The sequence below is a fragment of the Synechococcus sp. CS-1326 genome, from assembly GCF_025128115.1.
Taxonomy (GTDB): Bacteria; Cyanobacteriota; Cyanobacteriia; order PCC-6307; family Cyanobiaceae; genus Regnicoccus.
The window spans coordinates 1-20169 of record NZ_JAHLYV010000011.1 but is presented as its reverse complement, the minus strand read 5'-3'; the positions used below and the strand labels follow the sequence as shown (position 1 = coordinate 20169).

Here is a 20169-nt window from a genome sequence, read left to right as displayed (position 1 = left end):
GGAGCCCCTGGCTCAGCCCGGCAGCATCACCCGGTTGATCACATGCACGATGCCGTTGTCGCAGACGATGTCGGCGGCCACGACGGAGGCGTTCTTCACTTCGAAGGGCTCGGCGCAGCGGATCGGGATCGGAGCCCCCTCCAGGCTCTCCCAGCTGGGCTGATCCACCAGGTCGCTGCGGCTGTAGGCACCGGAGAGCACGTGGAACTTGAGAATGCGGGCCAGCTGGGGCGGGTTGTCCACCAGGGTCTGCACGGTGCCGGGCGGCAGGGCGGCGAAGGCCTCATCCACCGGCGCGAACACCGTGAACGGGCCGGGACTCTCCAGGGCTGCGGTGAGGCCGGCCACCTCCACCGCCGTGAGCAGGGTGGAGAACAGGCCGGCGCCCTTGGCGGTTTCGATGATGTTGGCCATGGCTGGGAATCTCTAGCGGTAGTCCTGGGTTTGCACATCCCGGAGGCGGGCCTCGGGGCGGAGGAAGCGATCCATCTGGGCTTCGAAGAAGGCCCGGTTGGCCTTGAGGTGCTCCGGATCGGGATCATCAAGCGGGAACAGCAGGGCGCAGCGCAGCGCCTGGATCACGGCGGAGGTCACGTTGTACATGGAGCGCTGGAAGGTGATGCCCAGTTGCACGAGGATGTCGTCTTCGCCGCGTTTGTGGGTGCGGTAGAGCTCCACCAGATAGGGCGGCAGGAAGTGGAGCATGTCCTGCATCAGCAGGGTGGGCGGAATGCCGGCCGACCCCACCGGGAACACATCGGCGTAGAGGATGCCGTAGTGAAAATCGGCCTGCTCCGAGGGCACCTGGCCGGCCTGGGCGTTGTAGCTCTTGGTGCCACGGAAAGGGGCGGTGCGATAGAACACCGCCTCCACATAGGGCAGGGCCGCCTCATACAACCAGGTGAAACCCTCCGATTTGGGGATGATCTCGATGCATTCGCCACCGATGTACACGTGGTGGTAGATCGGCCGGCCGGCCACCGCGAAGATGCCGTTCACCAGAAAATCCATCGCGGCCGGCACACCGGAGAAGCCGCCTTCGTCGTAGATGTCGCTCATCTCGAAGAACACCGGCGCCATCACCTCCCAGAACAGGCCGAGATTGGCGTAGTAGCTCAGCTTGCGCACCTGCTCCAGGAACATCTCCGGGAACAGCTTGTGCAGGCCCAGCATCAGCGGATTGCCCTTGAAGTAGGCAAGAATCGCCCGCTCGGCGTTGGCCTTGTAAACGTCGCTCTCCAGGTAGTCGTAGAAGCGGCCGCCCATGCCCTGGTGCCAGAACATGGCATCCATGCAGGCCTCGGCGAACTCCATGTTGATGCGGTCGTGCCAGAGGTGATGGAGCAGCTTCGGCAGCTTGCCGGCTTCGCCCTTCTCCATGAACTCCAGCAACTCCGGATGGGCCGTGGCCGGCCCGCGCCAGATGCGCAGCTTGGAATCATCGCCCGCATAGGAATTGGGCAGATCCAGATACTCCTGGCTCGGGAAATACTTGAAGGCCGGCAGGGGATCAAGAAACACCCGCTCGGCGATGTAGAGCAGATCGCGCCAGTAGAAGTCCATCGGCACGGCATAGGCCTTGTAGATGCCGATGATCTGCATCAGGTTTTCCGGCGTGTCCGGCAGCATCGAGCCGCCGGCTTCGAGCCGCTCCACCACTTCAGCGAAGGGGTGGGTGGAAGGGGGAAGGGCCGTGGTGGGGGTGGTGACGGTCATGGCCGGAGCGCCAGGGAGGAGGGCAGGAGAAGCGTGGGCAGGTGCAGGGAAGGCAGGGACGCGGCTGGTGACAGCACCGCCAGGGTGTTGATCGGCGGGCGGGAGAGGGCGAGGCTGCTGGTGGTGTCCTCGCTCCAGCCCAGCAGGATCTGGGGCCACAGCCCCGCCAGAATCACCAGGAAGGAGAGGGCCAGGGCCGGCAACCGCTCCACCCAGGTGGTGCTCACGTAGTCGGCGGTCTTGTTGTCGAGGCGGCCGAAGCCCACCCGGTTGAACAGGCGCACGGCATACACGGCGGTGAGGCCCGAAGCCAGGATGCAGCCGAGCGTGGGCAGCGGGAACACCGGCCAGCTGCCCTGGAACACCACCATCTCCGCCAGGAAGCCGGCCTGACCGGGCACCCCGGCCGCGGCCATCAGCGCCAGCAGCAGCAAGCCCAGGGTGAAGGGCAGGCCCCGGGTGGGGTTCATCAAGCCAGAGAGGGCAGCGATTTCGGTGGTGCCCGTTTTCGCCTCGATCTTGCCGACCAGACAGAACAACAGGGCCACGATCATGCCCTGGGCCAGGATCTGGGCCACGGCCCCTTGCAGGCTCAACGGCGTGGCAGCCGCCAGGGCCAGCACCAGCAGGCCCATGTGGCCAAGCGCACTGAAGGCCACCAGGCGGCGCATGTCCGTCTGGGCGATGGCATTGAGGGCGCCATACAAGGCGCTCACCATGCCCACCAGGGCGATCACCGGCGACCATTCGGCCCAGGTGTCCCCCAGCATGCCGATGCCGAAACGCAGCAGGCCGTAGGCCCCCAGCTTCGAGACCACTCCCGCCAGCTGCATGGCCACGGGCGTGGAGGCCTGGCTGTAGGTGAGCGGCTGCCAGCCGTGCAGCGGGAAGATCGGCATCTTGAGGCCGAAGGCGAGCAGCAGCAGGGCGAGGATCCAGCGGCTGGCGCCCTCGGGCAGCACCGCCTCGGCCATGTCGGTGTAGGCGAAGCTGAAGCCGTTGCGGTTGAGCAGGGCCAGGGCCAGCACGCCGGCCAGCAGCGCCATCCCCGACACCGCCCCATACATCAGATAACGGATCGCGGCGGTGGCGCGCCGCTCGCCGCCCCATACCGCCACCAGCAAGGTGGTGGGGATCAGCGTGACCTCGTAGGCCAGCACGAACAGCAGGCCATTGCAGGCCAGGAACGCACCCATGAGGCCCACATTGGTGGCGAGCACCATGGCGTAGAAGAAGCGACGCCGCGGCTGGCTGATCGGCGTGGCGAACACCGCCATGAAGGAGAGCAGGGAGGTGAGGCCGGCCAGCGGCAGCGAGAGGCCATCAAGGCCGAGGTGGAGCTCCAGGCCGAGCTGGGGCAGCCAGGCCTGGCGGAACTCCGGCACCGGATGGCCCGCCAGCCAAAGCAGCAGCAGCAACTGCACCGCCGGAGCGAACACCGCCACACGGCGGGGCCACGGCCCCGGCAGGGGGGCGAGGCAGAGCAGCAGCACAGCCGCCAGAGGCAGCAGCAGAAGGGTGAGCAGCATGGAAGATCTCGGTGGTCTGCTTCAGAGGGAGAGGAAGGCAGGCGTGTGGCGGGTGAGGATCCACAGCCCCATCAACACCACCCCCACCAGCACGGTGAAGGCGTAGGCCTGCACCCGGCCGGTGGTGCTGAGGCTGAGCCGGCGCGCCCCCTCCAGGGCCAGATCGCCGCTGCGGTTGCTGAAGCCATCCACGAGGGCTCCGTCGATCCAGCTGCTCATGGCAGCCAGCGCGGCCACCAGGCCCACCACGGTGCGGCGGTAAAGGCCTTCGGTGTGCAGGTCGGCGGCCAGCCACTCCTGCAACCCGGCCAGGGGGCCGGAGAGCTTGGGCAGATGCTCGGTGGAGAAGAGGTAAAGCAGTGAACCGGCTGTGATCCCCAGCAGGGTGGAGGCAAGCAGCGGCAGCGCCATCGGGCCCCATTCCTCGCCGTAGCCGGCGCGGTGGATCAGGATCGGCAGGTGCAGCACCAGGCCGGTGGCCACCATCGGCGGCAGCACCATCAGCCACAGCACTTCGGCGGAGCGCTTGGTGAACACCGAGGGCCTGCCGCCCCAGATCAGCCCGAACACCCTCACCAGAGCTGCACTGATCAGACCATTGGTGATCAGCACCACGGCGGTGAGCAGCAGCGGCGCCTGGCTGTCGGCCAGGCTGGCTGTCATCGCCCGCAGGGCCCCGAAACCGGCCAGGGGCGGCAGACCCACCAGGCCGGCGGAACCCACCAGAAAAGCGATGCCCATCAGCGGCCGCCGCGACCAGAGGCCGCCCAGCTGGGTTAGGTCCTGGGTGACGTTGCTCGACACCACCGTGCCCAGGGCCAGCAGCACCAGGGCCATCGGCAGCGGATAAACCAGCACCATCTGCCAGGCCGTTTCACCGGCTCCGGCTCCGACAGCCAGGAACAGCAGGCCGAGCCAGCTGCTGACCAGAAAAGAAATGGACCGCTTGATGTCCACCTGGGCCAGGGCGATCAGGGCACCCACCAGCGCGGTGGTGCCGCCCACGATCACCAGCACGGCCTGCACGGTGGGGCTCACCGACAGCAGCGGCTCCAGCCGCAGCAGCACCCAGGCGCCGCCCACCACCACCACCGAGTTGCGCAGCACGGTGGAGGGGAAGGGGCCTTCCATCGCCTCATCGAGCCAGAGGTGCAGCGGAATCTGGGCGCACTTGCCCATCGGGCCGGCGATCAGGGCCAGCAGGATCAAGGTGAGCGGCGGGCTGGGGGTGGCCTGCTCGGCCCAGGCGTTGAGCTCGTTGATGTTCCAGCTGCCGGCCACCGGCAGCAGGGCCACCAGCCCGGCCAGCAAAATCAGGTCGCCGACGCGCTTGGTGAGGAAGGCATCGCGGGCCCCCTTCACCACCAGCGACTGGTTGAACCAGGTGCCCACCACCAGATAGGTGCCGAGGGTGAGCAGCTCCAGCACCACATAGGCGAAGAAGAGCGAATCGGTGAGCACCAGGGCGCACAATCCTGCCTCGAACACACTCAGGCAGCCGAAGAATCGGGGCCAGCCCCAGTCCATCTCCAGATAGCCGATCGCATACACCTGGGCCAGCACATGGATGCCGCAGATCATCGTCATCGCGATCAGCACCGGCGTGTTGATCGTGGCGTCGAAGCGGATCGAGAGGCCGGCGGTATCAAGCCAGGGCAAGCTGCGGGTGAGCGGGGTGCCGTTGAAGGCGATCCAGGCCCCGAGGCTGTGCAGGAACGCCACCAGGTTGAACAGGAGGTTGATGTAGCCCGATGGCCGCGGACCGGTGCGGGAAATCAGCCCCGGCACCCAGAGCAGGGAGAAGAACGCACCCAGCAGGGGATACAGCGGGATCAGGAAGGCTGTCTCGACGACGGCCGTTGCGAAGAAGGCCGTCTCAGGCGGGGGGACGGACATCAGAGCGCTGGTGTTTCCGGGAGGAAAGCGAACATTAGGGAGGGGCCGCTGCTCCCCGGGGGGTTGATGAAGAGGTGTTGCCAATGGCAGCCCCAAGCCCCGGTTATCAATCGGCGGTGGCCCTGAGCTCCACGAGCGCTGCCTGCAGAGCCTCCAGGCGGCTGATCTCGGTGTGGGAGGGATCCAGCAGCCGGAAGATCCTGAGGCTGTCAAGCCGTTTGCGGGTGCTGCCGGTCGCCCCAACCACGTACACGTTGCGGCCCTTTTCCACCGCTTCCTCCACGGCGTTTTCCAGCGCCAGCGCGGCGGTGACGCCGAGGTGGGAGACCGAGCCCAGATCGAAGACGATGCTCTGACATCCGGTGATCGCGTTGTGCTCGCGGGCGATCGCCTTGGCCACCCCGAAGATCATCGCGCCGGTGAGTTGGAACAGCAGCACCTTGCCTTCGCCCTGATCGAGCAACAGCTTCTCTTCTGGTGTGAGGTCAAGTTCGCCGTCGCCGGTGCTGATCGCTTTGACACCCTTCGACTCCAGCGCATTCATCCGCTCGATCGTGAGGAAATTGGCGACGAACACGCCGATGCCCACCGCCACCATCAGATCCACCAGCACGGTGAGCAGAATCACCCCGTACATGATCGCGGCGCCCTTGATCGAGAGCAGATGGGCACGCTTGAGGAAGCCCCAGTCGATGATGTCGATGCCCACCTTGAGGGCGATACCGGCGAGCACTGCCATCGGGATCGAGGCGGCCAGGCCTGAGGCGCCCAGGATCACCACCATCAGCACGATGGCGCGGGTGAGGCCGGAAAGAGCGCTGCGGCCGCCCGCCTGAATGTTCACCACGGTGCCCATGGTTGCGCCGGCCCCGGCGATGCCGCCGAACAGACCGGACATCACGTTGCCGAGGCCCTGACCGAGCAGCTCCTTGTTGGAGTTGTGTTCGGTGCGGGTGAGGCTGTCGGCCACCATCGAGGTGAGCAGGGCATCGATGCAACCGAGCATGCCCAGCACCGCTCCGTAGAACACCATTCGCTGAATCTCACCGGGGTAGAAGGTGAGCATCTGCAGCGGCGGCAGACCGGAGGGGATCACGCCGATGCGGCGAATGTCCGCCTCACCGAAGGCCACCAGGGAAATCACCGTGCCCACCACCAAAGCGAGCAACTGAGGCGGCACCAACTTCTTGAAGCGGGCCGGGGTGAACCAGATGATCGCCACCGTGAGAACAGCCAGGAAGGTTTCCACCGGCTGGATCTGAGCCAGCAGCATCGGAATGCTGCGCAGGGTGCCGAGCACGCCACCGGGAGGAATCGCCTGGCCGAGGAAGGGCCCCACCTGAAGAATGATCAGAATGATGCCGATGCCGGACATGAAGCCCGAGATCACTGTGTAGGGCATCATCGTGATGTAACGCCCCAGCTTCAGCACCCCGAAGAGCATCTGGAACAGGCCCGCCAGGACCACCACGGTGAAGGCCATGGCCAATCCTTCCTCGGGATGGGCCGCCGTGAACGTGGCGATGACGGTGGTCATCACAACCGTCATCGGGCCGGTGGGCTCGGAAATCAGTGTGGGGGTGCCGCCGAACAGGGCGGCGAAAAATCCCACCAGCACAGCGCCCCAGAGGCCTGAAGCGGCTCCGGCGCCGGAGGCCACCCCGAACGCCAAGGCCATCGGCAGGGCGATCACCGCGGCGGTGACGCCACCGAAAACGTCACCGCGGACGTTCTGAAGACTGATCCGGTTGGTGATGCCCACGCACGGATCCTTCGCCATTGCGGGGCAACCATACGCAGCGACGTGGGCTGGAAACGGTCCTCAGGTCATAATTGCGCCCTCAACGGGTGACCTACGTGCTCAGCGTCATCGAAATCATCGTTGGGATCCTGTTGCTGTTCGGCGGCGGCGAGCTGTTCGTGCAGGGGTCGGTGGCCCTGGCCCTGCTGCTGGGCATCCCTCAGCTGGTGATCGGCCTCACGGTGGTGGCGATGGGCACCAGCGCTCCGGAGCTGTTCGTGAGCCTGCTCTCCACGATCCAGGGCGCCGACGACATCGCCGTGGGCAACATCGTGGGCAGCAACATCTTCAATGTGCTGGTGGTGCTGGGCATCAGCGCCGTGATCCTGCCCCTGAGTGTGAACAGCCGGCTGATCCGCCGTGATGTGCCGATCCTGCTGGCGGTGTCGATGGCGGTTTGGGGCATGGCCTCCACCGGCAGGGTCACCTGGCAGGCGGGCCTGGCCCTGCTCAGCGCCCTGGTGATCAACACGATCTGGGAAATCCGCACCGCCCGTGAAACAGGCACCGCCGATGGTGATGGCAACATCGATGCCTCCGACGCCGCAGGGGGCTACCTGCCGGCAGCCGTGAAGCTGGCCGCCGGACTGGGGCTGCTGGTCTGGGGGTCCCAGATCCTGGTGAAGGGAGCCACGGCGATCGCCCTGAGCCTGGGGGTGAGCCAGACCCTGATCGGACTGACGATCGTGGCGGCGGGCACCTCGATGCCCGAGCTGGTCACATCGATCGTGGCCGCCCTGCGCGGCAAAACAGATCTGGCGATCGGCAACGTGGTGGGCAGCAACCTGCTCAACCAGCTTGTGATCCTGGGGGGATGCGCCTTCCTCTCCGGCGACCGGGGGCTCAGCGTGGATCCGGTGATGATCAGCCGCGACCTGCCGATCATGGTGGCCACCACCCTGGCCTGCCTGCCGATCTTCTGGACCGGTGGGGTGATCTCGCGGCAGGAGGGAGGAATCCTGATCGGCCTCTATGGGCTGTATCTGATCGAGCAGATCCTGCCCTACACCTTTCCCAGCCTGGATGGCCCGATCGAGCGCTTCACGCTGATGGCCCTGATTCCCGCCCTGGTGGCACTGCTCCTCTGGCAATCCCTGAGCCATTGGAGGGCTTCCCGCCGCACCGAGGGCTGAAGGCTCCGCTGATCGCGGGGCCTCCCTCAGGCCGGATCCGCCGCTGCCGGCGGGGAGCGGCGGATCAACCAGAGCTCATCACCCTTCACCCAGAGCAGCAGCAGGCCCGCCGGCGACGCCACCGAGATCCCATGGGGCTGGCTCAGCCCCATGGCCCGGGCCGCCGCCAGCGGCAGCCTGCGAACCTCCACCCCCTCCGGCAGGTTGGCCAGATCCTCCGGACGGCTGGCCGCAGCCGAACCGCTGTCCCAGAGGATCCGGTAGGGACGATCGCTGGCGGTAGTGAGCCTGAGGTGCCTGGCCGCCAGGGCTTTGCGGGCCAGCCTGGAAGCATCGTCCTTTTCTCCGGGGCCGCTCTCTCCGGAGGGCTCAGCGCCAGCATCCAGCTGGCCCGCCAGTCCCAGGGCCGTGGCGGCATCCCCCGGCAGTCCGCGCGGCAGGCTCTGATCCACCCCCCAGGCGAGCCCCGTGCCTGCCTGGCGCGGCGCCAGGGCGACCGGCCGGGAGCGCAGCGTCGGCTGCTGCTGAGCACGGCCCTGGTCCCCAGCAGCTGCTGGCGGCGGGGGGGGTGCGCTGCCGAGCAGTTCGGGCGGTGGAAGCGGCAGGCTGCTCTCGAACGGCAGGGTGAGCGTGCCGAGGCCTGTCGCCAGGGAGCCGGCCTGGCTGGCCTGGCTGCTGTAGCGCACCAGCTCGGGGCTGTTGTCAGCGGCGCGCGGGACTGGCGTGGGACGGCGTGGACGCTCCACCACGCTGCTTCCAGCCAGCCAGAGGCCATGGGCAGCGACGGCGATCGCCACAGGCAGCAGCCAGGGCGAGAGGCGGGCCGCCTGGATCCAGGGCACGGCCGCCGGCCAGAGCTCAGGAGGCCGGATCCGGGACGGGAAGTTGAATCTCGAAAGGAAGCGCACTGACTTCAAGCAGGGGGATGAATCGCTGCACCATTGCCCAGGGGGTGGCGGGGGAGGGGATCAGCCGCACCCGGACCTGGCTGTTGAGGCGACCGGCCTGCTGCAGCAGGCCCGGCAATTGCTGGGGGCTGAGCGGACGGTTCCAGAGGCGCAGGCTGCCATCCGCCGCCAGGTGCAGCACCACCAGGCCCCGATGGGCTGGAGCCTGGGCGAGCTGCTGGGGCAGGAGCAGAAGGGCCAGGCTGAACAGACCGAGAGCGGCGCCGAGCAGGGCCAGCCAGAGGCCCTGCTCGGGGGCGGAAAGCGGATCGGTCCCGGTCCGTTGCGAAGCAAGCGGCGGTGTCATCGACGGATGCCCGAAACGAGCTCCAGCTGCACCGGCGCACGGCTGCGGCCGCGCAGCCAGGCCAGCGAAGCGCTGACCTGGGCGCTGCTGAGGGCGTTGGAGGGCAGGAACCGCACGCCGCCAGGGCTGGAATCGGCGTTGAGCTGAACCGCCAGGCTGCCGGCGCTGATCGGAGCACCGTTGAGAAACCAGCGGCCCGTTCCCGATCGCACCACATACCAGGCGGGTTTGAGGCCTCCGGGGGCTGAGGAACGCAGCCGGGGCTCCGGCAGGCTGAGCGCCGCGGGCAGAACCGCCACGGCGGTGAGAACCACCAGGGAGAGGCTGGTGATCGCCAGGATGCGAAAGGTCATGGGGCGTCCGGTTCCCCCCGCAGGCAGGCCAGTTCGAGGCGGCGGCGCTGGGACTGGCGCAGCCCCTGGTTGATCCGGAGCAGCGTGGCGGCGATCAGGGCGACGACCAGGCCCATCAGGGTGCTCACCAGCACCTGGCCGTATCCGACGACGCTGCCGCCGCTCGGCAGGGTGAGCTGGGGGCCGAGTTCGGCAAGGATCCGCATCAGGCCGCTCACCGTGCCGATCAGGCCCAGCAGCGGACCGATCAAGGTGGCCGCTTCCAGCACGACTTCCCCCTGGCCCATGGCGGCATCGAGCTGGCCGAGCTCAAGGGCTTCGCGGCTGCGGCGCGGCACCCCAACCTCAGTGCTCTGCAGAACATCGAGCAGTTGCCGTTCCTGGCGGTGGGTCCCGAGCCCCCAGCGCCTCCAGAAGCGGAACCGCTCAACGCCGATCGAGAGAACCACGATCGAGAGAAGCAGCAGGGGAACCATGACCGGTCCACCGGAACGGAGCGCAGAGAAACCCATTGCGCCGTTCAGTCCTCAATCGCCGATGGAGCAGAAACTAAGGGGCCAGGGTCAGGGCGGAGGGTATTGGGCTTGCTTGACAGGCTTGTCAAGCCAGTGTCGGGGCCAGTGTCGGGGCCAGTGTCCGGGCCAGTGTTCAGGCCACTGGTCAACCCACGCAGGCCCATTGTGCTGGAGATTGCCCCTCAGATGCGAAGGTGTGGGGGCGTCACCAGAGGGACGCAGCTTCCATCCGATCCCTTGTCACGATGACCACGATCTTTGCCGACAGCAGCCTCAGCATCGGCCGCACTCCTCTGGTCAAGCTGAACAGGGTGGTCGGTGACAGCAAGGCCACCGTGCTGGCCAAGATCGAGGGGCGCAACCCCGCCTATTCGGTGAAGTGCCGGATCGGCGCAGCGATGATCTGGCAGGCCGAGAAAGACGGGTTGCTCGGGGCGGGCAAGGAATTGATCGAGCCCACCAGCGGCAACACGGGCATTGCCCTGGCCTTCGTGGCGGCCTCGCGGGGGATTCGTCTCACGCTGACGATGCCGGAAACGATGAGCCTGGAGCGGCGCAAGCTGCTCACGGCCTATGGCGCCCATCTGGAGCTCACCGACGGTCGCCTCGGCATGACCGGCGCCGTGGGCAGGGCCAAGGAGATCGCCGCCTCCGACCCGGAGCGCTACGTGCTGTTGCAGCAGTTCGCCAACCCGGCCAACCCCCAGATCCACCACGACACCACCGGACCGGAGATCTGGAACGACACCGACGGCAAGGTGGACGTGCTGGTGGCAGGCGTGGGAACCGGCGGCACGATCACCGGCGTCAGCCGCTACATCAAGACAACCCTGGGCAAACCGCTGGTGTCTGTTGCGGTGGAGCCCAAGACCAGCCCGGTGATCAGCCAGACGATGCAGGGTCTGCCCGTTCAGCCCGGCCCCCACAAGATCCAGGGCATCGGCGCCGGCTTCGTGCCGGAGAATCTCGATCTGGCCATGGTCGATCGGGTGGAGGCTGTTTCCAACGAGGAAGCGGTGCAGATGGCCCGGCGATTGATGCGGGAGGAGGGCATCCTGGCTGGCATCTCCTGTGGGGCCGCCACGGTGGCGGCCCTGCGACTGGCCGCGGAAGAGGCCTACGCCGGCAAGACGATCGTGGTGGTTCTGCCGGATTCCGGTGAGCGCTATCTCAGCTCGGTGCTGTTCGAGGGCGTCTTCGACGCGGCGGGCCTGGCGATGGTCTGAGCCGGCAGCAACGGTCCAGCCTGCAGCCCCTGGCTTTGTCCTGCATAATGCGCGCATCGGCATAAGCCCTTCCCATGCGCCGCACCCAGCCCCAGACCCTGCCCAGCCCCCAGCTTCTCGATGAACTCAGCGCCTTCTTCCGGCTGCTGAGCGAGCCGGCCCGCTTGCAGTTGCTCTGCCAGCTCAAGCATGGAGGCGCCATGGATGTGGCCTCCCTGATCGAGGCAACCGGGTTCAGCCAGTCCCACATCAGCCGCCAACTGGGCCAGTTGCAGCGGGCGGGCCTGGTCAGCTGCGAGCGCGACGGGGTGCGGTTGATCTATGCGGTCGCCGACCCGTTGGTGGATGACCTCTGCAACCTGGTGCAACGTCGCCTCAAGCAGCGGCTGGAGCAGCAGTTGCGGCAACTGCAGGCGGTCTGAACCGCTCGCTTGCGGGCTTGGTCAGCTTTGCCTATGCGCCAGGCCCAGAGCGCGCACCAGCGGTGCGAACGGCTTAAGGAAGCGGCTTTCGTGCGGGCGGCCCTTGAGCACCCGGTGCCAATACACCCACGGGAATACACGGGTTTCCACCAGGAACATGCTCCAGCGCTCCTTGGTGGGATCCACCAGGAAGGAGCTGACCGGCTGGAGCGTGTAGTCGAACTCCGCCATCACCACATCGTGAAAGCTGGTGATCAGCGGGCAAGCGGTGTAGCCGTCGTAGTGGGCCAGCAGCGGGCGTCCATCGAGCTGCGCCAGCAGGTTGGCCACCAACACCGGCGCCTGACCGCGGACGGCGGCCAGGCTCTTCGCCGTGGGCAGGGAACTGACATCGCCGAGGGCAAACACATCGGCGTGGCGTTTGTGCTGACAGGTGTCCTTGTTCACCTCCACCCAGCCGCCCGGTCCTTCGATCGCCAGGGGGCTGTGGGCCACCACATCCGGCGCCGCCATCGGTGGCACCACATGCAGCAGGTTGAAGCCGATCTCTTCCCGGATGGGTTCACGGCCTTCCTCCCGCACGTCGAACACGGCCACCTGCTCCTCAGCGCGCACCTCGATCAGGTTGCGCAGCAGGCGGGTTTCAATTCCCCGCCGCGCCACGACGCGCTCAACGGTGGCGCTGTAAGCCTTGACCGGATAGAGCTGCGCCAGGGCAGTGCAGAAGATCACGTGGGTGTTCACCCCCACGCCGCTGGTGGCCTGAAAGATGTCGTCGGCCAGGTACATCACCTTCTGGGGGGCGCCGCCGCACTTGATCGGCGTGGCGGGATGGGTGAACAGGGCGGTTCTCCCCCCTGGAAGCCGCGGATCGTCTCCCAGGTGGCGGCGAGGTGGGCGCGGGAATAGGTGCTGATGATGCCGTGATGGCCGAGAGCCTCTGGTAAGCCCTTGATATGGCTCCAGTTGAGCTGGAGCCCCATGGCCACCACAAGCACGTCGTAGCTGAGCACTTCACCGGCTGCGGTGATCACCCGGTTGCTCTGGGGCTCAAACGTGGTCGCGCTGTCGTGGATCCAGATGACGCCTGTCGGAATGACGGCGGCCTCCGAGCGCTGGGTCTGTTCGTAGGGGAGCAGGCCGGCGCCGGCCAGGATCCAGCCCGACTGGTACTCGTGAACGCTGGATGGCTCCAGGATCGCCACACCCAGGCCGGGCCGGGCCCGCAGCAATTGGCTGGCGACGGTGATCCCACCGGAGCCACCGCCCACGATCAGAACCTGGTGGTGGCGGTGGCCGCCGCCTTTGAGCGGAGCCATGGGCGGGGAACTGGGTTCACCACAAGCTTAATGCGGATACATGCATAAAGGGGTTAAGATTGTTGACGGCGTCGCCAGGGATGCCTGCCATGGGCCAGCGACCGCGGGAGCGGCTTGAGAAGCACCGCGGCATTGTTTCCGCCGTGAATCCGGCCAACTGGATCCGGCACTGGCGCTACCCCAACCGCTTGTTGCTGGCCGTTCCCTGGCCCGTGTTCTTCGGCCTGGTCGCCTCCGGCCACCTGCTCCTCAACCTGCTGTTCGCCGGCCTCTATTTTCTGGATCCCCAGGGAATCGCCGGGGTAGCAGGACCCACCACCAGCTTTGCGGAGGCCTTCTTCTTCAGCGTCCATACCCTGGGCTCGATCGGCTACGGGGCGCTGTTTCCGGCAAGCCTCTACAGCAATCTGCTCGTCACCGTCGATTCCTTGCTGGGGTTGTTCGTGATCGCATTGGTCACCGGTCTGGTCTTCAGCCGTTTTTCCAGATCCACAGCACGGATCCTGTTCTCTCAGGAGGCCACGGTCCACACCTACAACGGCTTGCCCACGTTGATGTTTCGGTTGGCCAATGAGCGCCGCAACGCCATCATCGAGTCCCAGTTGCGGGCCTATCTGGCCATCGATGAGCGCTCCGCCGAGGGCCAGCGGATGCGCCGCCTGCTGCCGCTCGCCCAGATTCGCTTCGACCAGCGTTTCGTCGACATGATGACCGACGAAGACGACACGCCACCACAGCTGGAATTCGCCAACTTCAATCAGATTGAGCCATGCCTATCTGTCTGCACTCAGGGATTGACAGCCAGCGCAGCGCTCAACTCCGGCATGTAAACGGCATACATGCCACGCAGGTCACCCAACTTGAAGTCAAAGGCCTTGTCGTCGGGGTAGTTGGCTTTCACAAAGGCTGGACGATTCGCCTTGGTGCCATGGCAGGCCAGGCAGCTCGCCTCCACATTGATGCGGCGGTAATAGTTCAGCCCAACGCCCTCTTCAGCTACGGCCGGCTCCCAGAGCCCGTTGATCTCAGGGTGTCGGCTGAACAGATCGATCACCTGGCGCTCCTGCAGGTTGGTGGGGGCGTGGTCGGGGTTGCGGAACTTGGTGGCCACCTGGCGCACCTGCCAGCCGTTCTCCTTGCCGATCGCGATGGCCCGCAGGCCCACGGGTTTGCAGACCTCCTTCATCGTTTCGATGGTGGGCTCCTCGCTGCGGCCTTCGAGGGTGGAGGCCAGGGAGATGCGCAGCTGATCGAGCTGCTCCATCGCCACAACGGCCTTGGAGAGGGCTGCCGAACCCCCTGGCAGGGAAACCATCGGCGGCGAGGCCTCTGCTGCCGTGGCAGAACCAACGCGGGCCGTCAACAGTCCAACGCCGACCAGCACCAGCAGCAGGGTGGAGCAAGCCAGCTGTACCAGCCGTTGGAGAGGAATGGTGGAGTTCATCGGATCAGGTGCCAAGGGGTGTGGGTGATGCCGCTGAACTCAACAACTTCTGAACGATGGCGATGCCGCTGATGGCCTGCCAGCCGAACAGCAGCAGCACGCCTCCGTTGATGGCCACGTGCAGGCTCCTGGCCCAGTCCTTGCCCTTCTGCAGGGAAGGCCCCAGCGAGGCTGTGGCGATCACCAGCACGGCAACGGCCAGACCGACGAACAGATGGGGGCCGATGAACAACTTGCCGTTCTTGAGGAAGGTGACAGCCATCCCTCCAGCGGCGCCCAGCAGGGTGAGGCCGAGGATCAGCGCACCGAGCTGGGCGTGGCGCTGGCCGAACTGCCGGGGAAGCATGGCTTTGCGTTCCTCGGCGCTCACCTTGCGGATCAAGCTGGCCTTGAAGCCGAGGTAACCGGAGTAGAGCATCAGGCCAAGCAGCACCCACATCAGCAGCGGGTGGACGAAGTTCAGGGCGAAGGGCATGGTGACTGAGGTGGGGGAAGGGATACCGGTGCTGGGAAGGGCTGCATCGGCAACCGATCAGAGGAGAGCAGGCTGGCGGATATCGACTTTTCCTGATTCATCATTAGCGGCGTAAGCGTTTATGCGGCAGAAAACGTTATGATTGCTTCATCTCCAGGGGCTCATGCGCGCTCATTTGCCGAGGCTTGGCGATTGCATCGACCTCTCCTGAAACCACTGTTCGCAGCTGTTCTGCTGGTTCTGGCCCTGCTGCTGCCGCTCCAGGCCCAGGCAGGAGCCGATCCCCAGCGTTGGACGCTCACGGATTCTTCCGGCCATCTCTGGGGCCTGAACCTGTTCGAGCAGCCTGATCCCGCTTATCCAGCCGGCTGGCGCCTGCGCCTGACGGCCCGCTCACCCGGGCAGGAGGTGGATCACCAGAAGCCACTCCAACTGAGCGATGGCCTCGGCAGTAGCTGGCTGCTGCCGAACCGCAGTGAGGAACTGGTGCAGCAGGGGGAGGCAGTGATCCCCCTCTCCTCGGCCCAGTTCGACATCGGCGCCCTCGACCCCAGGCCCAGCGACGTGCTGCCACTGCAACTGGAGCTGCCGATCGCCAACCAGGCGGCCTCAGCCCTGGTGGCACTGCAACCCGAGCTGGTGCAGGCGCTCCATGCGCTGCCAACGAACCTGGCACCCTGATGCATCCTGAGCCGCTCTGCCCCTCCGTGCCTGCCGCTGCTGAGAGCTTCTGGAACCGGCGCTACCGGGAAGGCGGCGACGGTTGGGAGCTGGGCCAGCCCGCCCCGCCGCTGAGCCGATTCCTGCGCAGCCACCCCCAGGCGCCCCAGGCGCCTGGCCGGGTGCTCGTGCCTGGCTGCGGCCGCGGCCATGAGGCCGCCCTGCTGGAGACACTCGGCTTCCAAGCCATCGGCCTGGATCTCAGCGAGGTGGCCCTGAGCGAGGCCCGCAGGCTCCATGGCGAGGCCAGAACCAGCCTGCAGTGGCTCCAGGCCGACCTGTTCGACCGGAAGGCCCTCGAAGCAGCGGGTCTCATGGCCGGGAGTATCAAGGGGATCGTGGAGCACACCTGTTTCTGCGCCATCGATCCCGGCCAACGGCACGACTACATCGCCACGGTGTGCCGGCTGCTGGCACCGGGTGGCTGGCTGCTGGCTCTGTTCTGGTGCCACAGCCGTCCCGGCGGCCCGCCCTGGGGCAGCGATCCCGAGCTGGTCGAGGCCCAGTTGCGCCAAGGGGGCCTGGTGGCGGAGATCTGGCAGCCGGCCACCGGTTCGGTGGATTCGCGCCACGACGAATGGCTCGGCCTCTGGCGCCAGCCCGGCTGAGAGATGGTCAGCAGGCCTGGCGCCACCAGCGCCAGGCCTCCCTGTTGATCAGCAGCCCGAAAACGGTGAGGGCCAGCATCAACACGATCTGATCGAAGCGGGCGTCGGGCACCAGCAGGTCGGCGAGGAGGTGGGGACCATTGGTGATCGAGTAGACGACGCTGAACCAGAAGTGGATCCTTCGCCAGGGTCGCCAGCGCAGCGCCGGAGCGGCCGCGGTGGCGGCGTAGGCGATCAGCACGATCGCGATCAGCGGCAGCAGGAAGTAGCCGAGCATCGCCCCGAACAGCCAGGGCAGTGCCCCCACCGGCAGATGGCTGTGGATCTCCGGCGACTGGCCGTGGAAGAGGGGCATCAGGCCCAGGTCCACGTGGAACAGCATCGCCAGCAGCCAGGCGATCCAGAGGGTGATCAGCCGCAGGGCCGGATTGATCGAAGCCTGGTTCATCACCCCGGAAGCCTGTGGATTCAGTCTGGGGGGAAGGGCGACAGACCCCTTGGAACCGGAGCAACTCGTTGTTGATCCATGCAACGGCTGTGTTGTCTGACCTTGCTGCCCATTAGGTTGGAGAGAAGATTGATGCTGCCTTGTGACTGGATGCGAGCCAGGCCCCGCACAGCCAGGCCAATGATTCCTGCGGAGCCCACCGTTCCATCGATGACGAGCAGCTCGGCAACGGATCGGCCTGCGTTGTTGCCATTCAGCCCATGGCCACGCTGCTGCCCCTGGCTGGTGATCGTGGCCGGTGTGGCAATCGGTCAGGTGCTGGTGGGCTTCTCTGCCTGGCTTTTCCTGGCGATCGGAATCTGCTGCCTGCTCAGCGGCTTCATCACCGGCAAAGACAGCAGAATGTGACAAGAACTCGGGGTGAACTGCACCCAGGAGTTCATTGAAAAACCCGGCAATCTCTGCGCGTGAGTTTATTGCCCCGGATTTGATGCGAGGCCACAAGCCACTTCCGCCCTGCTCACACCCGCTTCCCACCGATCCCGCCCAGGCCAGGGCGATCTGGTGGTGGTGGAAGCTGAAAACCCAGCTGAACTGTGTTCGTTGCTATCAGCACCACGGCGGTCGGCGCGATTGCGTTAACCAGCGATCGGAAAAACCACGGTGAAGACACTTCCGCATCCCGGCCTGGAAGCGACGGAGATCTTGCCGCGATGGCGGTGAACGATCGCAGTCACGATCGAGAGCCCCAAGCCGGTGCCGCCATGACGACGTGAGCGCCCTGGATCACTGTGGAAGAAGCGATCAAAGATGCGGTGCTGATCATTCGGTGTGATGCCGATCCCACTGTCCTGCACCTGAAACCACCCACGGTTTCCCTCACGCCTCAGGCTCAGCACCACTTCACCGCCTGGGGGCGTGTATTGAATCGCGTTCTGGAGCAGGTTGGACACGAACCGATAAAGATCTGATTCCACCCCCAAAACGTGGAGATCTTCATCACCAACCACCAGCCTCAGCGAAAGCCCTGCCGCCGCCGCCGCTTCGCTGCTTTCCTCCAGCAGATCGCGCGCGATCAGTGACAAGGAGCACGGCTGCACTGCCGCTGCCACCTCGGGACCATCAAGCCGGGCCAACAACAGCAGGTCACTGATCAAGCGGCTCAGCCGTTGTCCCTGCCCGTAGACCGCTGTCAGCATCAACTCCCTGGCGACGGCGTCATCCGGCGGCTGCGTCCTGTGAGCGTCCACCACCGCCAGCAGATTGGCCAGAGGTGCGCGCAGTTCGTGGGCCGCATCGCCAGACCAGAAAACCACCAACTGGCCAGTCCCGCCACCAGCAGGGCAAGCACAACAATCGTCTGAGTCGCCCACCAGAGGCGCTCCCGTTCCGCCTCCAGCCCGCGCAAATTGCGCCCGATCTGCAGGTAGCCCCAATCCAGCTCCCGCGCCTTCGCAGCTGAAAGCACACGTGGATGAGAACGGTGCAAGTGGATCGAATGTGGTGCGAGAGGCTTGAGGCCATGGTCCACGACCATTCAATGAAGGCCAGGGAGAACCCACAACGGCGTGGATTGATCGCCGGTCTGCTGGCCGCCCTGTTCTTCGGTCTCAGCGCTCCGCTGATCAGCGTCTTCAGCCGTGAAGGTTCGCCGCTGATGATCGCGGGGCTGCTCTACGGCGGTGCGGCCTTCGGGCTGCTGATGGTGCGGGGGGTGGTTCGCCAGCAACAGCAGGAGTCCCCCGTTCAGCGCCGAGATCTTCCACCGCTGCTGGGGCTCACCGTGCTGGGCGGGATGGTCGGTCCGATCTGCCTGGTGCAGGGGCTGACCCTGCTTTCGGCGGGCTCCGCCTCGCTGCTGCTGAACCTAGAAGCGGCGTTCACGCTGCTGATCGCGGTGCTGGTCGGCCGCGAACACCTCAGCCGTAGGGGGTTGATCGCGGCCGGGCTGATCCTCTCCGGTGCCGTGCTGCTCACCGAGAGCTCCCTGCACGGAGCCACCCTGCAGGGCTCCCTGCTGATCGCCGGAGCCTGCCTGGCCTGGGGGATCGACAACAACCTGAGCCAGCGCCTGAGCCTGCGCGACCCCCTGCAGATCGCCTTGCTCAAGGCCATCGGGGCTTCCGGCCCCATGCTCCTCCTGGCCCTCGTTGCCGGCGGGTCCCTGCCGGCCTGGCCGGCTCTTGTCGGGTTGTTGGTCATCGGCGCGCTCGGGTACGGGCTCTCGATCTGGCTGGATCTGCTGGCGCTGCGTCACCTGGGTGCGGCCCGCGAAGCCCTCGTGTTTTCCACGGCCCCCTTCGTGGGTCTTCTCTTCTCCCTGCTGGTGCTGCGCGAGCCGTTCACCGGCGCCATGGCGATGGCCGCCGCCGCCATGGTGCTCGGCGTGGCCCTGCTGCTCAAGGAAGATCATTCCCACTGGCATCGGCACCAGACGCTCCGCCATGCCCACCGTCACCGCCACGACCCATCCGGAGGTGACCCCCACCACAGCCACGGGCATCCTGCGGCTGACCAGGGCACAGGCCATCTCCTGCAGGCCTACTGGCATGCCCATGAGCATGAGCATGCCCCGATCGAGCACGAGCACCCGCACGTCAGCGATGGGCATCACCGGCATGGGCACAGCGATCGTCCATGAGTGATTGGCGTTGCTTCCGGCAAGGCAGAGCTTTCAGGGAGGCTCTGCTCATGGCCTGGTCCGCCCGAGCTGTGGGCGGGCATCGAGCGTGGTCACTCCGATCAAGGTGAGACGTGCCTAACCATCGCGCCGCCTAGAACGGCTGCCTGCTGCTGGCCTCACCCGGCATGGTGGCGCAGGGGACCGAGCGTGCGCCCCAGACCCAGCACCTGCCGGCACGGAGCGGCTGCGCCCACAGGCCTTGACTCTCCTGCCGAGTGGAGACCATACGGTGAGCAGATCCCATCCAGCCACCATGCGCCCGCCCCGTTTCTCCACCACCTTGATCGGGCTGTTCAGCAGCCTTGCCCTGGTGGCCCCCGCCCTGGCCCAGCAACCCGGTGGCATGAATCACGAAGGCCACCACCACGACATGCCGGGGATGGCCGCCCCGGCCCACGCCGGCCACGCCCATGACGTCGGTCCGGCCGGCGCCACCTACGACCTGCGTTTCATCGACGGCATGGTGCAGCACCACACCGGGGCGCTGCGGATGAGCGAATACGTTTTCGGGATCGGATCCCCCGGTGTGGGAGCCCTCGGCAAGACGATCTGGCGCGATCAGGCGGGCGAGATCCGGGCGATGGGCCTCTGGCGCAAGGCCTGGTACCCCCAGGCGCCCGTTTACCC

Annotated in this window: 24 protein-coding genes; 9 read left to right on the top strand and 15 right to left on the bottom strand. The window is 66.3% G+C overall.

Going from position 1 to position 20169, the window contains the following annotated elements; genetic code table 11:
* Positions 1–12 precede the first annotated feature (12 nt).
* The 5 genes from KQ307_RS03035 to KQ307_RS03015 form a co-directional block, all read right to left on the bottom strand.
* On the bottom strand, positions 13–414 hold the full coding sequence (locus KQ307_RS03035) for a fasciclin domain-containing protein (RefSeq protein WP_259702506.1): 402 nt from the start codon (positions 412–414) through the stop codon (positions 13–15).
* Between the two features lie 12 nt (positions 415–426).
* On the bottom strand, positions 427–1716 hold the full coding sequence (locus KQ307_RS03030; RefSeq protein WP_259726891.1) for a CO2 hydration protein: 1290 nt from the start codon (positions 1714–1716) through the stop codon (positions 427–429).
* Positions 1713–3245, bottom strand: a complete 1533-nt coding sequence (locus tag KQ307_RS03025) for an NADH-quinone oxidoreductase subunit M (RefSeq protein WP_259726890.1) — start codon at positions 3243–3245, stop codon at positions 1713–1715. The genes KQ307_RS03030 and KQ307_RS03025 overlap by 4 nt, the downstream gene beginning before the upstream one ends.
* A 21-nt stretch (positions 3246–3266) precedes the next feature.
* Positions 3267–5141: an NAD(P)H-quinone oxidoreductase subunit F gene (locus KQ307_RS03020; RefSeq protein WP_259726889.1), complete on the bottom strand. Its 1875-nt coding sequence runs from the start codon at positions 5139–5141 to the stop codon at positions 3267–3269.
* A 106-nt stretch (positions 5142–5247) separates the two neighbouring features.
* The gene (locus KQ307_RS03015; protein WP_399235062.1) at positions 5248–6921 is read right to left on the bottom strand and encodes a SulP family inorganic anion transporter; all 1674 of its coding nucleotides are present in this window, start codon (positions 6919–6921) and stop codon (positions 5248–5250) included.
* Positions 6922–6989: 68 nt separating this feature from the next.
* Between KQ307_RS03015 and KQ307_RS03010 the strand changes: the two genes are divergently transcribed.
* Positions 6990–8075, top strand: coding sequence for a calcium/sodium antiporter (locus tag KQ307_RS03010; protein WP_259726888.1), 1086 nt, complete (start codon positions 6990–6992; stop codon positions 8073–8075).
* Positions 8076–8101: 26 nt separating this feature from the next.
* Here the strand turns inward: KQ307_RS03010 and KQ307_RS03005 are convergent, their stop codons facing one another.
* The 4 genes from KQ307_RS03005 to KQ307_RS02990 are packed head-to-tail and all read right to left on the bottom strand — an operon-like array spanning position 8102 to position 10158.
* Positions 8102–8917, bottom strand: a complete 816-nt coding sequence (locus KQ307_RS03005; RefSeq protein ID WP_259726887.1) for a hypothetical protein — start codon at positions 8915–8917, stop codon at positions 8102–8104.
* Between the two features lie 16 nt (positions 8918–8933).
* Positions 8934–9329: a hypothetical protein gene (locus KQ307_RS03000; RefSeq protein WP_259702511.1), complete on the bottom strand. Its 396-nt coding sequence runs from the start codon at positions 9327–9329 to the stop codon at positions 8934–8936.
* Complete coding sequence (locus KQ307_RS02995; RefSeq protein ID WP_259726886.1) at positions 9326–9682, bottom strand: hypothetical protein; 357 nt, start codon at positions 9680–9682, stop codon at positions 9326–9328. Before KQ307_RS02995 ends, KQ307_RS03000 begins: the two co-directional genes overlap by 4 nt.
* Entirely contained in the window at positions 9679–10158 is a 480-nt protein-coding gene (locus KQ307_RS02990) for a MotA/TolQ/ExbB proton channel family protein (protein WP_259702513.1), read from the bottom strand. Before KQ307_RS02990 ends, KQ307_RS02995 begins: the two co-directional genes overlap by 4 nt.
* Positions 10159–10442: 284 nt before the next feature.
* Here KQ307_RS02990 and cysK point away from each other — a divergent pair, with 284 nt between their 5' ends.
* Both cysK and KQ307_RS02980 read left to right on the top strand, forming a co-directional pair.
* Positions 10443–11423, top strand: coding sequence for a cysteine synthase A (gene cysK / locus KQ307_RS02985; protein ID WP_259702514.1), 981 nt, complete (start codon positions 10443–10445; stop codon positions 11421–11423).
* Positions 11424–11497: 74 nt separating this feature from the next.
* A complete protein-coding gene (locus KQ307_RS02980) occupies positions 11498–11845 on the top strand; it encodes a helix-turn-helix transcriptional regulator (protein WP_259702515.1) in 348 nt (115 codons plus the stop codon).
* Between the two features lie 21 nt (positions 11846–11866).
* Here KQ307_RS02980 and KQ307_RS14765 read toward each other — a convergent pair whose 3' ends face one another.
* Both KQ307_RS14765 and KQ307_RS14760 read right to left on the bottom strand, forming a co-directional pair.
* A complete protein-coding gene (locus tag KQ307_RS14765) occupies positions 11867–12634 on the bottom strand; it encodes an FAD/NAD(P)-binding oxidoreductase (RefSeq protein WP_311133838.1) in 768 nt (255 codons plus the stop codon).
* Positions 12634–13164, bottom strand: a complete 531-nt coding sequence (locus tag KQ307_RS14760) for an FAD-dependent oxidoreductase (protein ID WP_311133837.1) — start codon at positions 13162–13164, stop codon at positions 12634–12636. The genes KQ307_RS14765 and KQ307_RS14760 overlap by 1 nt, the downstream gene beginning before the upstream one ends.
* Positions 13165–13253: 89 nt before the next feature.
* Here KQ307_RS14760 and KQ307_RS02970 point away from each other — a divergent pair, with 89 nt between their 5' ends.
* A complete protein-coding gene (locus tag KQ307_RS02970; protein ID WP_259726885.1) occupies positions 13254–13994 on the top strand; it encodes an ion channel in 741 nt (246 codons plus the stop codon).
* Here KQ307_RS02970 and KQ307_RS02965 read toward each other — a convergent pair.
* Together KQ307_RS02965 and KQ307_RS02960 are read right to left on the bottom strand one after the other, a co-directional pair.
* On the bottom strand, positions 13952–14608 hold the full coding sequence (locus tag KQ307_RS02965; protein WP_259726884.1) for a DUF3365 domain-containing protein: 657 nt from the start codon (positions 14606–14608) through the stop codon (positions 13952–13954). The genes KQ307_RS02970 and KQ307_RS02965 overlap by 43 nt on opposite strands.
* Positions 14609–14612: 4 nt before the next feature.
* The gene (locus tag KQ307_RS02960) at positions 14613–15083 is read right to left on the bottom strand and encodes a DUF4079 domain-containing protein (protein WP_259726883.1); all 471 of its coding nucleotides are present in this window, start codon (positions 15081–15083) and stop codon (positions 14613–14615) included.
* Positions 15084–15275: 192 nt separating this feature from the next.
* Here KQ307_RS02960 and KQ307_RS02955 point away from each other — a divergent pair, with 192 nt between their 5' ends.
* Entirely contained in the window at positions 15276–15764 is a 489-nt protein-coding gene (locus KQ307_RS02955; protein ID WP_259726882.1) for a DUF3122 domain-containing protein, read from the top strand.
* Positions 15764–16411: a TPMT family class I SAM-dependent methyltransferase gene (locus tag KQ307_RS02950; protein ID WP_259726881.1), complete on the top strand. Its 648-nt coding sequence runs from the start codon at positions 15764–15766 to the stop codon at positions 16409–16411. Before KQ307_RS02955 ends, KQ307_RS02950 begins: the two co-directional genes overlap by 1 nt.
* 7 nt (positions 16412–16418) lie before the next feature.
* On the opposite strand, the gene KQ307_RS02945 is transcribed toward KQ307_RS02950, so the two are convergent.
* On the bottom strand, positions 16419–16859 hold the full coding sequence (locus tag KQ307_RS02945) for a hypothetical protein (RefSeq protein WP_259726880.1): 441 nt from the start codon (positions 16857–16859) through the stop codon (positions 16419–16421).
* A 210-nt stretch (positions 16860–17069) separates the two neighbouring features.
* Here KQ307_RS02945 and KQ307_RS02940 point away from each other — a divergent pair, with 210 nt between their 5' ends.
* Complete coding sequence (locus tag KQ307_RS02940) at positions 17070–17267, top strand: hypothetical protein (protein WP_259701463.1); 198 nt, start codon at positions 17070–17072, stop codon at positions 17265–17267.
* A 230-nt stretch (positions 17268–17497) separates the two neighbouring features.
* On the opposite strand, the gene KQ307_RS02935 is transcribed toward KQ307_RS02940, so the two are convergent.
* Positions 17498–18175, bottom strand: coding sequence for a cell wall metabolism sensor histidine kinase WalK (locus KQ307_RS02935; RefSeq protein WP_259726879.1), 678 nt, complete (start codon positions 18173–18175; stop codon positions 17498–17500).
* Positions 18176–18333: 158 nt separating this feature from the next.
* Between KQ307_RS02935 and KQ307_RS02930 the strand changes: the two genes are divergently transcribed.
* Together KQ307_RS02930 and KQ307_RS02925 are read left to right on the top strand one after the other, a co-directional pair.
* Positions 18334–19500: an EamA family transporter gene (locus KQ307_RS02930; protein WP_311133836.1), complete on the top strand. Its 1167-nt coding sequence runs from the start codon at positions 18334–18336 to the stop codon at positions 19498–19500.
* A gap of 295 nt (positions 19501–19795) precedes the next feature.
* Positions 19796–20169: DUF305 domain-containing protein (locus KQ307_RS02925; protein WP_259726878.1), on the top strand; the 374-nt coding region annotated here is incomplete at its 3' end.

Coding starts and splice junctions, on each gene's coding strand:
- cysK (WP_259702514.1), top strand. CDS start 10,443: ATGACCACGATCTTTGCCGACAGCAGCCTCAGCATCGGCCGCACTCCT.
- KQ307_RS03035 (WP_259702506.1), bottom strand. CDS start 414: ATGGCCAACATCATCGAAACCGCCAAGGGCGCCGGCCTGTTCTCCACC.
- KQ307_RS02990 (WP_259702513.1), bottom strand. CDS start 10,158: ATGGTTCCCCTGCTGCTTCTCTCGATCGTGGTTCTCTCGATCGGCGTT.
- KQ307_RS02945 (WP_259726880.1), bottom strand. CDS start 16,859: ATGAACCAGGCTTCGATCAATCCGGCCCTGCGGCTGATCACCCTCTGG.
- KQ307_RS02965 (WP_259726884.1), bottom strand. CDS start 14,608: ATGAACTCCACCATTCCTCTCCAACGGCTGGTACAGCTGGCTTGCTCC.
- KQ307_RS03000 (WP_259702511.1), bottom strand. CDS start 9,329: ATGACACCGCCGCTTGCTTCGCAACGGACCGGGACCGATCCGCTTTCC.
- KQ307_RS14765 (WP_311133838.1), bottom strand. CDS start 12,634: ATGTACCTGGCCGACGACATCTTTCAGGCCACCAGCGGCGTGGGGGTG.
- KQ307_RS02970 (WP_259726885.1), top strand. CDS start 13,254: ATGGGCCAGCGACCGCGGGAGCGGCTTGAGAAGCACCGCGGCATTGTT.
- KQ307_RS02940 (WP_259701463.1), top strand. CDS start 17,070: ATGACGAGCAGCTCGGCAACGGATCGGCCTGCGTTGTTGCCATTCAGC.
- KQ307_RS14760 (WP_311133837.1), bottom strand. CDS start 13,164: ATGGCTCCGCTCAAAGGCGGCGGCCACCGCCACCACCAGGTTCTGATC.
- KQ307_RS03015 (WP_399235062.1), bottom strand. CDS start 6,921: ATGGCGAAGGATCCGTGCGTGGGCATCACCAACCGGATCAGTCTTCAG.
- KQ307_RS03030 (WP_259726891.1), bottom strand. CDS start 1,716: ATGACCGTCACCACCCCCACCACGGCCCTTCCCCCTTCCACCCACCCC.
- KQ307_RS02960 (WP_259726883.1), bottom strand. CDS start 15,083: ATGCCCTTCGCCCTGAACTTCGTCCACCCGCTGCTGATGTGGGTGCTG.
- KQ307_RS02930 (WP_311133836.1), top strand. CDS start 18,334: ATGAGAACGGTGCAAGTGGATCGAATGTGGTGCGAGAGGCTTGAGGCC.
- KQ307_RS02950 (WP_259726881.1), top strand. CDS start 15,764: ATGCATCCTGAGCCGCTCTGCCCCTCCGTGCCTGCCGCTGCTGAGAGC.
- KQ307_RS03020 (WP_259726889.1), bottom strand. CDS start 5,141: ATGTCCGTCCCCCCGCCTGAGACGGCCTTCTTCGCAACGGCCGTCGTC.
- KQ307_RS02995 (WP_259726886.1), bottom strand. CDS start 9,682: ATGACCTTTCGCATCCTGGCGATCACCAGCCTCTCCCTGGTGGTTCTC.
- KQ307_RS03025 (WP_259726890.1), bottom strand. CDS start 3,245: ATGCTGCTCACCCTTCTGCTGCTGCCTCTGGCGGCTGTGCTGCTGCTC.
- KQ307_RS02980 (WP_259702515.1), top strand. CDS start 11,498: ATGCGCCGCACCCAGCCCCAGACCCTGCCCAGCCCCCAGCTTCTCGAT.